This window comes from Acinetobacter colistiniresistens (assembly GCF_000413935.1).
Taxonomy (GTDB): domain Bacteria; phylum Pseudomonadota; class Gammaproteobacteria; order Pseudomonadales; family Moraxellaceae; genus Acinetobacter; species Acinetobacter colistiniresistens.
The window spans coordinates 789,288-801,505 of sequence record NZ_KE340380.1 but is presented as its reverse complement, the minus strand read 5'-3'; the positions used below and the strand labels follow the sequence as shown (position 1 = coordinate 801,505).

General features: G+C 37.5%; 13 protein-coding genes. 6 read left to right on the top strand and 7 right to left on the bottom strand.

What is annotated here, in order from left to right; genetic code table 11:
• Positions 1 to 8 precede the first annotated feature (8 nt).
• The 6 genes from F907_RS06420 (at position 9) to F907_RS06445 (ending at position 4,774) form a co-directional block, all read left to right on the top strand.
• Positions 9 to 338 (top strand): hypothetical protein, encoded by a 330-nt coding sequence (locus tag F907_RS06420; RefSeq protein ID WP_016652590.1) that lies wholly within the window; start codon positions 9 to 11, stop codon positions 336 to 338.
• A gap of 242 nt (positions 339 to 580) precedes the next feature.
• Entirely contained in the window at positions 581 to 1,237 is a 657-nt protein-coding gene (locus F907_RS06425; RefSeq protein WP_016652589.1) for a hypothetical protein, read from the top strand.
• A 184-nt stretch (positions 1,238 to 1,421) separates the two neighbouring features.
• Positions 1,422 to 3,293, top strand: coding sequence for a non-contractile tail sheath protein (locus F907_RS06430; RefSeq protein ID WP_016652588.1), 1,872 nt, complete (start codon positions 1,422 to 1,424; stop codon positions 3,291 to 3,293).
• Positions 3,294 to 3,520: 227 nt separating this feature from the next.
• Entirely contained in the window at positions 3,521 to 3,853 is a 333-nt protein-coding gene (locus F907_RS06435) for a hypothetical protein (protein WP_005270984.1), read from the top strand.
• A gap of 196 nt (positions 3,854 to 4,049) precedes the next feature.
• A complete protein-coding gene (locus tag F907_RS06440; protein WP_005241127.1) occupies positions 4,050 to 4,331 on the top strand; it encodes a hypothetical protein in 282 nt (93 codons plus the stop codon).
• A 188-nt stretch (positions 4,332 to 4,519) separates the two neighbouring features.
• Positions 4,520 to 4,774, top strand: coding sequence for a hypothetical protein (locus F907_RS06445; protein WP_016652586.1), 255 nt, complete (start codon positions 4,520 to 4,522; stop codon positions 4,772 to 4,774).
• A 39-nt stretch (positions 4,775 to 4,813) separates the two neighbouring features.
• Here F907_RS06445 and F907_RS06450 read toward each other — a convergent pair whose 3' ends face one another.
• The 7 genes from F907_RS06450 to F907_RS06480 all read right to left on the bottom strand — a co-directional run bounded on the left by F907_RS06450 (position 4,814) and on the right by F907_RS06480 (position 12,019).
• Positions 4,814 to 6,055, bottom strand: coding sequence for a mechanosensitive ion channel family protein (locus F907_RS06450; RefSeq protein WP_016652585.1), 1,242 nt, complete (start codon positions 6,053 to 6,055; stop codon positions 4,814 to 4,816).
• A gap of 120 nt (positions 6,056 to 6,175) precedes the next feature.
• Positions 6,176 to 6,715 (bottom strand): DUF2058 domain-containing protein, encoded by a 540-nt coding sequence (locus F907_RS06455; RefSeq protein ID WP_016652584.1) that lies wholly within the window; start codon positions 6,713 to 6,715, stop codon positions 6,176 to 6,178.
• Positions 6,716 to 6,718: 3 nt separating this feature from the next.
• On the bottom strand, positions 6,719 to 7,399 hold the full coding sequence (locus F907_RS06460) for a YoaK family protein (RefSeq protein WP_016652583.1): 681 nt from the start codon (positions 7,397 to 7,399) through the stop codon (positions 6,719 to 6,721).
• A gap of 6 nt (positions 7,400 to 7,405) precedes the next feature.
• Positions 7,406 to 8,608 (bottom strand): serine/threonine transporter SstT, encoded by a 1,203-nt coding sequence (sstT, locus tag F907_RS06465; RefSeq protein ID WP_005270963.1) that lies wholly within the window; start codon positions 8,606 to 8,608, stop codon positions 7,406 to 7,408.
• A 197-nt stretch (positions 8,609 to 8,805) separates the two neighbouring features.
• Positions 8,806 to 10,506, bottom strand: coding sequence for a SulP family inorganic anion transporter (locus tag F907_RS06470; protein WP_016652582.1), 1,701 nt, complete (start codon positions 10,504 to 10,506; stop codon positions 8,806 to 8,808).
• Positions 10,507 to 10,586: 80 nt separating this feature from the next.
• Positions 10,587 to 10,898 (bottom strand): ArsR/SmtB family transcription factor, encoded by a 312-nt coding sequence (locus F907_RS06475; protein WP_005241140.1) that lies wholly within the window; start codon positions 10,896 to 10,898, stop codon positions 10,587 to 10,589.
• Between the two features lie 554 nt (positions 10,899 to 11,452).
• Complete coding sequence (locus F907_RS06480) at positions 11,453 to 12,019, bottom strand: TetR/AcrR family transcriptional regulator (protein ID WP_016652581.1); 567 nt, start codon at positions 12,017 to 12,019, stop codon at positions 11,453 to 11,455.
• Positions 12,020 to 12,218 lie beyond the last annotated feature (199 nt).

Here is a 12,218-nt window from a genome sequence, read left to right as displayed (position 1 = left end):
AGCATGATGTGGTTATATCTGAATTAGTTCGAAATTTAGATCGAGAATATGAATTATTTATACAATCCCAAAGCTATCATTCAAGTAAAAACAGCGAGATACAAGTAAAAGCACTGTTTTTGCAGGGTGCACTTAAAGCAATGAATTATCAGCATACTCATCTCATTCCTTTGGGGGGCGGTGCTTATACATTACAGAATTTTAATGACTCTACATTAAATATTAATTTATTTAATACACCCCTATTTAAGAACAAAACAACTTTCGTAAATTGGCTGTCTAATATTTTGCATAAAGAAATTTACACAGTACAACAACAGGGGCGATGGTTTGCTTAAAGGATATTGCTGAGGCTGTTCTTCCCAATTTAAATGCTTATTTTCTTTGTAGATTTTGAGCATTTTTTGGCTTAAAAAAGGTTGGAATCATGATCTGTGATGTTCAGTAATAATATGTGCTGAATCGCACCGAATATCGGTTTTTATTTTTTATTTCGTGTATTTATATAAAAAATATTTTTAAAAAATTGAAAATAAATTATTCTCTATGTTCTTAAATTTAAATAAAAATAGGCATTCGAATGAAAAAAATTGGGGTTGGGGTCATAGGATTCACTGTGTATTTGCTGGCTATAAATAGTTGGGGTGATACACCTTTACAAGTGAATTATGGTGCGCCTCAGGCTTTAGGGGAGCGTACGCTTCAGGTCTCCGAAGCGGCGGAGGGGCGTAGTGAAACCGCGCAAGGTATTCAGACTTCTTTATTTGCTGAATATTATGGGTCCCGATTGAAATCTGATGAAGTTGATGGTCATGAAACATTAAATGGTTTCGGTACAGGCCTAACTTTTACGGCTTTAGATGTATTCAATACAACTTTTGGTGTGAATTACCAAAAGAACGCTGAGTGGAAGAGTATTGAGCTGAATGTAAAGGGCGGATATAAATTTTATAATCAAAACAATACTTATGCGAATGCAAGTATTGGTGTTGGGTACGCTTGGCTCAAAGCTGATGATTATAACGTTAAGTTGCGTTATGTTACTTTGCCTGTTGAACTGGAAATGGGTCATTATTTTCAACCCAATATCGCGGCTTATGCAGGTTTGGGCTATAAGTGGCTTTATATCGAAAACTTTAAAGATGTTTGTACCGGCTATTTTTGTGATAGTACAGCATCTGATATTTTGGATATGGATGGCTTAACTTATAAAGTGGGTATTCGTTATAACTTCTAAGCATTCAATATCATGAATCTTTAAGACTTATCTGTAGATAAGTCTTTATTATTCATTCTTCAGGGTGGTTTTACATAAAGGCGATAAAAGTGGTTGAGTTTTAATCAATACTTACTCTCCTAAACAGTTAAAAATTTGTGATGACTTAAGATAAAAGCTCAATGATTAATTAGAGCATTATCAAATGACAAATAATTTTGAATATAAACAAAAAAATTTAAAAACATCTCCTGCTTTGAATGTTGAAACTTCAGTTATTGATCGTTTTAGTCCAAAGTACTGGCGTATTGATGGTCCCCAAACCATGTCGTTTGCGATTACCAATTATGCAAATGGTTTTGAGGCTGCTTTTAGATCACGTACCACAACAGACCTTGCTGGTATCAGTTGGGATTCTTACGATGTAAAAGACCATAAGCTTCTGGCTTATGAGACCAAATACGACTATAGCGGTACCGTTTGGGATTTTGATATTGAATTATCTGCATCCATGCCTGCATTAAATAATGAAACCTTAACACCGACTTTAACCGTTTATTATCATGAAGATGGTGTAGACAAGGTTGCCTATGTTGTGTTGTTTAATTATGCAAATCAACCCGCTTCTCGATCTGCACATATCCATATCAATTGGGATACGGTCAAGGCTGGTTTTTCAGCTACAGATTCATTTCCTGTAAGCAATATCCAGCGAATTTCTTTATCTGGTTTTACCTTGAGCTATAACGGCCATTCAACACTGCCTCTGTTACAACCTGAAGATGGCTATATCCGTATTACAAATTCAGTCACGACGGGTCCGAACGCTAAATTGAGTTTAAGCCGAGTTTCTGTGCCTTTACATGATTATGGTATCTGCACCAGTTATGATGATCATTATGATCTTAATCCTCAGCGACTGGTTGATAATATGGCGGCTTTAGGCTATCACGGATTGATCAATCACTACTGCGGGATGTCTAAATATCCAGAAGTGTATTGGGATACTACGATCAACAAATGGCAAATCCCTGATACCTTGGTCACCAATCAAGCTGTTGTGAACCCATGTACACGTAAGTGGCATGAACATTTTGCACAGGCATTACACAGTGCAGGCATGCAACCTGTGTTTGGTGTGAGTTTTGAGATGTATTCATTGGGGGCAAAAGAGTTTTGGGCACAACGCGACTGGAACAGTAATCTGGGGCGGACTGGTTATGAACCACCAAGTTATTTCTTTAGTCCTTGTGATCAGAATGCGCTTGCTTATTTACACAAAGCATTTATCGAGTTTGCGGATACCATGGCTGTTGGCGAGTGTCCAGTCAATATGCAAATTGGTGAGCCTTGGTGGTGGTATAACCAAGGTACAGATCTCCCTTGTGTCTATGACTACCCAACCAAACTGGCATTTAATGCAGACACTGGATTGTATGCACCAGATTTGGGAACGATTTATGATGTGGTTCATAAAACTGGAACACCGTATGATGAATTTAAAGCCTGGTTAAGAAACAAGTTGGGGCAAACCTGTCGAGACATCCGAACTGTGATTAAGACTAAATATCCGCAAGCGAAAGTTTGTCCGTTGATTTTCTTCCCAACGATTCGGACACCAATTGAAACTTTGGCAACAGATATTAACTATCCAAGTGAACACTATTCATATCCGAATTTTGACTATATCATGACCGAAGCTTATGACTGGATTTTGGAAGCCCGTTTAGGTTTGGCACATCAGGCAGTTTCCGAGATTCCGACATTGGATTTGCACTATCCCGTGGATAAAGTGGCTTATTTAGCAGGATTTGTTCCTGATTCATCGATTGCGCATCTTTATGGATTTGATAAGACAAAAGCTTATCGAACTCCAATTTGGCAGCGTGTGTTTGGGGATATGCAAAATAATAATTCTTTGGGCTTGATGAAACAATTTATTTGGGCCTATCCGCAAGTGATGCAGGATTCTGTAACAATTGATACGCTTCAGGCACCGAATGGTTTCTTTGTCGAGAATACCCTGTATACACCGATTAATGATGATACGCCGTATCCACCTGAGATTTACTTGTAATCATCTGTATCTATGAAGGTAGAAAAGGCTTTGTAATTCAAAGCCTTTTTTAGTGTTCATTAGAACCTCAAAGCGGGAATTTCATAGCATTGGACAAGTGTAGATAAAGCTAAGTCTTGATTACAAATGTTAAGAAAAAGAAAGCAATGTAAAATAAATCTTCATTAACAAATAGAAAAATTGAGATACACTGCCTTGATCTGCTCTAAAAAATTCAAATGATTTTTATGAAAACCAAAATTCTACTCCTCGGCTTAGTCTCAATCTTATTTGTGGGGTGTAATAAACAGCCAGAAGTCAAGAACGAGCAAGCACAAGAAAGCTTTGAAGTTATAGACAATAAGATTTCAGAGTATATGGACATTTTGGATAATCCAGATACGCCTAAACAAGAACAAACGAAGGTACTGTGTAAAGACTATCCGAAATTATACGAGTCAAAGTATGTTCCAGCATTGTTAAAGCTTGCTCCAAAAGACTATACCAAGGAGAAGTTAATGGCTGATCTCAAAGTCTCGACAGATTACTATGCCGAGAAGTTAGATATCATGTGTAAGTGATTCGTGATGGAGAAGGAGAGCTTCTCCATCTATCTTCAAAAAACAGCATGGTCTAAGGTCGCGTAAATCAGAAAAAAATTGGAAATATTAAATTGTGCGCCAAAATCTGTCGTTTAGTTGGCTTGATTGACTTGAAAAACAGGAAATAGAACCTATTATAATTTTTTTCTTATTCTGATATCACAGGCGGAATACGGTGAACGAAGACATTTTGTTACCAGCATCACGAGCGACTGCAATTTCCAATGCAAATGTTAAAAAGTTAACAGTAGATAAAATTCTCTCAAAAATTTCCAGTACGATTAAATTAAGAGCCAGTGATGGTGATCGAGATGCCTTACAGCAATTTTCCAAACATGAAGTCAGTAGCGAAGACGCAGATATTGTTGTGAATGAATTAAAAACAGCTGGTTATCGGGTATTTCTTAACCCTAATTTTACCAATACCAATATCCAGTTTCAGTTAGAATGGGACTGAGTTAAAGATCATATAAAAAAGCCCCGAATTTGACTGGGGCTTTTTATATTGTATTTTGAACTGTTTCTTGTTGTATTGAGCAATGCCTAGAGTTTTTGTGAGCTTACTACATTGCTTATAAATAAAATATATTCCTAAAATGTTTAATAAAAATGCCTATAATGTAAAAAAACATCATAGAGCAAACAATGAGTTTAAGAGGGTGGCTACTGATCCTGCTGGGATTAACATTCACTTTGATCAGCTATCTATATTGGGATTACAAACTAACAGGTGGTTATAACAAGAATAGTGACGCTTATTATGGCTATTCCTTTCCAATCGACAATCGATTAAAAAATGCTGCTGATTGTGAATTGGCGAATACAGAAAATCCGGATCAACCACCAGTCTCGCAGGCGTGGATGGAAGGGTGTAAGAAATATTTTGAAATCAACCATTAAAAAAGCACCCATAGTTGGGTGCTTTTTTAATGACTAAGATTAGGCTTGATTATTTTTTTCAGCGACAAGTGCTTGAAAATCATGACCAGAAGGTGCTTGATAAATTCTTAGACCAAACTCAGGAATGATTGCAATTAAGTGATCAAAAATATCAGATTGAATTGCTTCATAAGACGCCCATGCAATGGTATTAGTAAAGGCATAGATTTCCAAAGGTAAACCTTCGCTGGTTGGCTGCATTTGACGAACCAGAATGGTTTGGTTTTGAGCAATGCCTTGATGTTGGCGTAAGTAAAACTCAACATAAGCTCGGAACGTGCCCAAATTGGTTAAACGACGCTGGTTGTATTGGGACTGGTTGCTGAGGTGGTTGTTGAACTCTGCAATCTCAGATTTTTTTGCATCGAGATATTGATCTAAGAGCAAAAAGTCTTTTAGCTTTTGTTGCTCTTGGTCACTCATAAAGTGAACACTACTTTGATCTAGAAACAGTGAACGTTTGATACGACGACAACCTGAGCTACTCATCCCACGCCAGTTTCTAAAGGTATCAGTCACGAGCTTGTTGGTTGGGATTGTTGTAAAGGTCTTGTCAAAGTTCTGTACAGTCACTGTATGTAATGACATATCAATGACATCGCCGTCTGCATTCAATGACGGCATTTCGATCCAGTCACCAATGCGTACCATGTCATACGAGGCAATTTGCACACTGGCAACCAACGAAAGAATGGTATTCTGGAAGACCAACATCAACACAGCAGCCATCGCACCGAAACCTGCCAGTAGGGTAAACACATCTTTTTTCAAGAAGGTTCCCAGAATCATCAGGCCACAGACTACAAACAAAATCAGCTTAACCAGCTGTAAATAGCCCTTAATTGGCTTATTTCTAGACTTGGGGTTACGTTGATAGATTAAGTTAAAGATATTCAACGCTTCACTGACAGTAAGTGCAAGCGTCAGGAAGATGAAAGCCTGTGCACCCATTTGTACAAAGCTGATGAATTTCTCTGGTAGATGCGGGATCGTGGTAATGCCATTCATGATGACAATCGCAGGGACGATATTTGCAAAACGTTGAGTGACGCTATGCTGTGCAAAAATCGATTGATTTGGAGATTTAAATTTTGTAATTAAATGGCGAATACCACGGACGATAATTCTTTTCGCGATAAAGTTCGCAAGTGCAGCAAACAAAATCAAAATGATTAATGCAATCGCTGTTTCTAGCCATGGGTAATGGCTCAACTCACTACGCAAATACTTTAAATAATCCAAACCCAAAACACCTTATAAATTCTTTGAGCAGGAATTGTAAGGTGTAATGAGGTTTTATATTAACTTGATCACAGTTTATATACGATTTGTAAAGGCGTTTTTACATAACGGTTTGAAGCTTTACCACATCAAATCATCAGGAATGACATAAGCTGCATATGGATCTTCTTCATCTGTGGTTTGATCATTATTCTCAGTATTGTTATTCAGCAAGATAAAACCCTGCATTTTTTGATCAATTTTGTCTGCAAGAGCTTTGGGTAGATAGGCGTAGCTGTCTTGGTCTTTAGCGATAACAAGAGAACCTACAACCAGTGCATTATAAACCTGTTGTGAAAGATAGACTTTTTTGATTTTACCTTCATCAATAAATTGGTAGGTTACATCACCTTCTGTTTCTTTGACTTTATGATGCTTGATCATTTGAATGATCGAAGCCTTTAAAGCTTTTTCTTCCAAAATATTCTGTTTTTCTAAATTCAGGGCTTGGTCTTTTGCCAACTTTTCTTGCTTGGCACGGTCAATTTCTGCTTTTAGGGCAGCGTCATCATTTTGTCCAGTACGTTGCCCATGTTGGGCTTGTTTGGTTAATTTTTTAGCTTTCTTATTATCAATCAAACCCGCTTTTAACAGTTGAGCTTGCAATGCATTTTTAACCATAATTCAATCCAAATTTGAGTTTGATGAAGAGCGAAAATAGAAAATCCAATAGGCCAGACTCATGGCTAGGCTTAAACCCGCTGGAATAAGAAAGGTCTGTAAGTTTAAATAAGGATAAAGCACACTCGCAATAAGTCCGCCGCATAAAAAACCAAGAAAGATCAAGAAATGCAGAAAAATACGCCGTTTTTCTACGTTTAAGCCGCGTGCTTTATATCCCAGTGCTAAACCAATATCAGTGAGGACGCCAGATAAGTGAGTTGTACGAATAATTGCACCTCTATAGTGGCTCACCATTGCATTTTGTACTCCCATCGCGGCACAGGCCCATAAAAGGCCGTAGCGAGGGAAATAGGGCAGTAATAACCAAGTAAGAAACAGAAAGATTGCAACTAAACTAAGCGGCAGGCCATAACGTCGTCCAAATGCAATATTACCATTGCCAAGTATCAGACCACTATAAAAAGAACCGATGACAAAGCAGAGAATGACAAGACTGAGATAAATTAAATGCTCAGGTTGCCAGTCAAGTACACTCATTGCAAGCATACTGACATTGCCGGTCATATGTGAAACGGATTGGTGTAGGACGGTAAATAAGCCTAAAACGTTTACCATCCCTGCATTCAGTGCAAGTAAGAAAGCACCAAGTTGAATCCAGTTGGGTAAACGTTGAAGTGGCATATCAACCTATGATCTTGGATGGTCTCTAAAATCAACTGCTGCGGTAAACAAGACATCTGTTGATGAGTTTAAGGCAGTTTCTGTTGAGTCTTGCAGTACGCTGATAATCATGCCAATGGCAACAATCTGCATGGCAATCTCAGATGATATACCAAACAGGCTACAAGCGACAGGGATCAACAATAAAGATCCACCAGCCACACCCGATGCGCCGCATGCAGAAACAGCAGCTACAACCGATAAGATGATCATGGTACTTAAATCAACTGGAATACCAAGCGTATGTACAGCAGCGAGAGTCAGTACGGTAATGGTAACCGCTGCACCTGCCATATTAATCGTCGCACCAAGTGGAATAGAAACACTGGCTGTTGCTTCATTAACACCCAAACGTTGCGCCAAGTCCAGATTTACTGGAATGTTGGCTGCTGAACTGCGAGTAAAGAAAGCCGTGATGCCGCTTTCTTTTAAGCAAGTGAAGACCAAAGGATAAGGATTCGCTTTCATGGTGATCCCCACTAAAATTGGGTTAATGACCAATGCAACGAATAGCATTGTTCCGATCAGCACTGCCAATAGATGTGCATAACTGGTGAGCGTTGCTAAACCTGCACTTGCAAATGTAACTGCAACTAGACCAAAAATACCAATTGGGGCAAAACCAATGACGGTATGAATAATCTTGTTTACTGCATCGGCGACATCGGTCATAACCTTCTTGGTTGTATCAGAGCTATGACGTAAAGCTAAACCAAGACCAATCGCCCAAGCTAAAATACCAATAAAGTTAGCTTCACTAATTGCCTGTACAGGGTTTGCAATAAAACTTAAAAGAAGATTCTTTAAAATTTCTGCAAGACTACCTGGCGGCTGAATTCCAGTTTCTGCAGGTAAATGCAAAAAGAGCTGGCTAGGAAACATAATGCTCGCTGCTACTGCACTAAATGCGGCAAGTAACATACCAATGAGATAAAGGAAAAGCACAGGTTTAATCTTTGAGCTTTGACCAATTTGAAAGTTTGCAATTGAAGATAGAACTAAAACGAAGACTAAAATTGGTGCAACAGACTTTAATGCTTTAATGAATAATTCACCCAATAGACTTAAATAGGGTGTAAAGTTAGGAAAGAGCAGAGCGACGCCAATCCCTAGAAAAATAGCGATAATAATTTTGCTTACTAAGCTCAAGCGAGACAGTACATTAAACATATAAAGGCCTTATAAACCTATGCACGGTTTAAGGTTAAACAAGCGCGGTATTCTATACCTAAGAACCGTGAATAATAAAATTTTTTTTGCAATTCAATTACTTTAAAAATCCCGAAAAAATTAACACAATGTTTTTTAAAAAAAATTATGAAAACATGACACATCCTTTTGTATAAAAATAACCCAATAAAAGTCGATCATTCTACAAGCATTTCTGGGGAAAGTGTTTGTATTGCTTGATAATGTGATAAAAATATTTGTCCTGTAAGATCATTTTTAAGCCTTGATTTAGACAGTCGATCCATAACAGGACTTTTCACTTCAGATAAATGCATCTGAATATTCAATTGATTCAACTGGTGATTAAGATCTTCTAACATTTCTAATGCGCTGAGATCAATACTGCTGATACTTGAGCAGTTAATTACAACATGCTGTAAGAGAGGGTTTTGACTTACTTCGGTAATCACATAACCTTTTAATACATGGGCATTCAAAAAACTGAGATTTTCATCGACACGGAAAGAAGCAATCGCTTTTGTTGTAATTACATTGTAATTTGATATGTTTCTAAAGTGTTGAGTTCCCTCGATTAAACCGATGACTGCAATATGTGGGCGGCTGATTCGCCAGAGCAGCAGTACAAAGGTTAAAATGATCCCAATGATGAGTCCTGTTGAAATATCCAAACAGGTCACACCGAAGAAAGTAACCCACATTGCAATGCCATCTGCTTTTGAATATTTCCACGTTTCAATAAACGGAGTGAGGCGAATCAATTTCCAGATAGAGACAAAAATTGTTGCTGCTAAAACAGCGAGTGGAAGGTTTTGGAAGAAACCTGTAAAGTAGAGACTTACCGCAATCATCAATAATGAAGAAATTATCCCAGACATGGGCGTTTTTGCGCCAGCATCTGCATTGACAACCGTACGGGATAAACTGCCGGAAACTGCAAAGCCTGAATTGACACCTGCGGCAATATTGGCCAATCCAAGGGCGATAAGTTCTTGGTTGCTATCCAAGTCATCACGCTTTTGCAAAGCTGTTGCTTGCGCAATTGCCAATGATTCAACAAAGCTAATCATGGCGATCATAAATGCACTAGGTAACAATTGCAGCACCAATTGGGTATTCCAGGTAGGAAAATAAAAATTGGGTAAACCTGCTGGAATAAGACCAACAGTCTGAATATTATGTTGCTCATTTCCCATAAAAGTAATGACAGCAATCGAGAGCAGAACGATTACTAAGGGCAATATTTTGTTCAGAAAATCTGATGCAATTAATTTCGGAAGAATAAAAAGCAACAGAACTGAAAGTACGCCAAAGCTAACACCCGTTAATGTAATTTGATCAATGTGCTGAGAAAGGCTGAATATAAACTCAGGGATATTGCCTGCTTGTAATGGAATGTTTAGCAAAAATTTAAGCTGCCCTAGGGCGATCAGCAAGGCAGAGGCAATGATAAAACTTTGAATAACGGGATGGCTAATCAGTTGAATCAGAAAGCCGAAACGCAATACACCTAAAACCAGAGAGATAACCCCGACTAATAAGGCCAGTAAATAAGCGGCTTCAATATAGGCGGCTGATCCCGCGCTAAATAGTGGATCAAGTGCAGCAAAAACCATCATTGAAATAATTGCGACGGGACCTATTGAGAGTGTTGTGCTGCTGCCTGTAAAAGCATAAACAATCATTGGCAATATACTGGCATATATTCCCATAGCAGGTGGTAATCCTGCCAACATTGCGTAAGCCATACCTTGAGGGACCAGCATGGCCAAAACGATACATGCTGCAACCAGATCAGACTTAAAACTGGAAAACCGATAAGAACTTAGCCATTTTCGCGCAGGAAATAATTTAGATAAGCCTAGGTTGAACAATTTCATGCGCAATATTCTAAATCACAAATTAATATATATTATGCATAAAAAATGCTAAATGGGTATGGTTGCATTTAGCCGATAAATTACTGATGGGGGCAGTAATGCTCATATAAGGTGTTCAATACAATTTTCAGTTTTGGATCAAGAATTGAGTAGAAAATTTGTTTGCCGTCACGCCGAGTAGACACAATATGACTTTTTCTTAACATCATTAATTGTTGTGAAAGGGTGGGTTGAAAAATCTGGGTTAATTCTTCGATTTGTGAAACATTCAGTTCTTGTTTGGCCAAATGACACAAAATAATTAACCGATCAGTATTCGCTAGAGATTTTAGTACAGTTACAATTGTACCAGCAGACTCTCTCATTGCTTCGATCTCGAAATCCTTTTGCATGCATATACTCACTCGGTTACAGCCGTGGCTAGTATAAAGTCAGCGACAGGAAAAATTGTAGTAAAACTGAATAATTGCAATGGTTTTTAATGAAAAAGCATATAAGTAAAAGTGATAACAGTGTCTTTAAGTGCTAATTATTTTGTTTTTTAAGTTATATAGTGTGATTTATTTCTCATTTTTACTATTTGGGTGAATTTTTATCTATTTGGGGGTAAAAGTACGCAGAATAGTTCATTTTATTTTAAAAAAACTAAACAATAAAATTAAGTAGTTAATATAATTAATGAATATAAAAAAGTTTAAAAAAAGATTGTACTTTAGATAAAACTATATATAATGAGAAACAAGACAGAACGATCTGTCTGCATAAGAAGGATCGGAAGTACGAAAGTGCAACCGCCAGAGGGTAATAATTTTTATTATTCTTTTTACACTCAGACGCAAGCGTGAGACACAATAATAATTATAAATCACGCTTTATTTTTTTCAATTATTTTATCTCATTACTTTTCTATAAAAATATCCCTTCGTTTTAAAGGGATATTCTAGATCTACGCCAGTGCTTTTTCGAAACTAATCAAGTGTTCGACACGTTTCCAATATTCATCCATTTCGACAGAATGTCTGTTCACATGGGCTTGAATGGTCATACCATCTAAAATACTGACAATCAATGTAGCAAGATGGGTGGGATGACGAATGTCTAGATTCTTAAGTAAATTTTCGATTAAGGCCGTTAACCAAATCTTGTACTGGGTTGCAGGTTGCAAGGTAGAAGGATAAATCTTGATGACTTCTTCCAGTGCTTTCTGAAACATACAACCATTAAAGTCTTCGCTATTAAACCAAGCTGCATACCATCCAAAGATTGCTTTAAGTTGGCCAAGGTAATCCTCTTGATCACATTCTGCCAAGGTCGCATTTAAAGAAGTTTGGAGATTAATGTTACGTTGCACAAGGCATTCTTCAATTAACTTTTCCTTTGAAGGGAAGTATTTGTAGAAAGTCATTTTTGCAACGCCCGATTCACTAATGATTCGATCTACACCGATCGAGTTATAGCTATGCGAATTAAAAAGTCTTAATGCAGTGGTAATAATATCTTCTTTTTTTGACATACAACGCCTCGAGTTCGCCCATCGCCAAGAGCATCATGTTGCATTTCATCATGCAATTTTGGCAGGGATTTTACATGGTATTTTGAAAATATCATAGGGAAAAATAACATTATTTATTTAAATGATTCTTTAGTCCGCATTTTCAAGTCGCATGGTTGAAAATAATGTGATTTAACTATAGAAAATAACTATTATAGGA

Excerpts from the sequence above, each read along its gene's own strand:
- F907_RS06475 (WP_005241140.1), bottom strand. The coding sequence starts at position 10,898 with ATGCAAAAGGATTTCGAGATCGAAGCAATGAGAGAGTCTGCTGGTACA.
- F907_RS06445 (WP_016652586.1), top strand. The coding sequence starts at position 4,520 with ATGAGTTTAAGAGGGTGGCTACTGATCCTGCTGGGATTAACATTCACT.
- F907_RS06425 (WP_016652589.1), top strand. The coding sequence starts at position 581 with ATGAAAAAAATTGGGGTTGGGGTCATAGGATTCACTGTGTATTTGCTG.
- F907_RS06460 (WP_016652583.1), bottom strand. The coding sequence starts at position 7,399 with ATGCCACTTCAACGTTTACCCAACTGGATTCAACTTGGTGCTTTCTTA.
- F907_RS06430 (WP_016652588.1), top strand. The coding sequence starts at position 1,422 with ATGACAAATAATTTTGAATATAAACAAAAAAATTTAAAAACATCTCCT.
- F907_RS06480 (WP_016652581.1), bottom strand. The coding sequence starts at position 12,019 with ATGTCAAAAAAAGAAGATATTATTACCACTGCATTAAGACTTTTTAAT.
- F907_RS06435 (WP_005270984.1), top strand. The coding sequence starts at position 3,521 with ATGAAAACCAAAATTCTACTCCTCGGCTTAGTCTCAATCTTATTTGTG.
- sstT (WP_005270963.1), bottom strand. The coding sequence starts at position 8,608 with ATGTTTAATGTACTGTCTCGCTTGAGCTTAGTAAGCAAAATTATTATC.
- F907_RS06470 (WP_016652582.1), bottom strand. The coding sequence starts at position 10,506 with ATGAAATTGTTCAACCTAGGCTTATCTAAATTATTTCCTGCGCGAAAA.
- F907_RS06455 (WP_016652584.1), bottom strand. The coding sequence starts at position 6,715 with ATGGTTAAAAATGCATTGCAAGCTCAACTGTTAAAAGCGGGTTTGATT.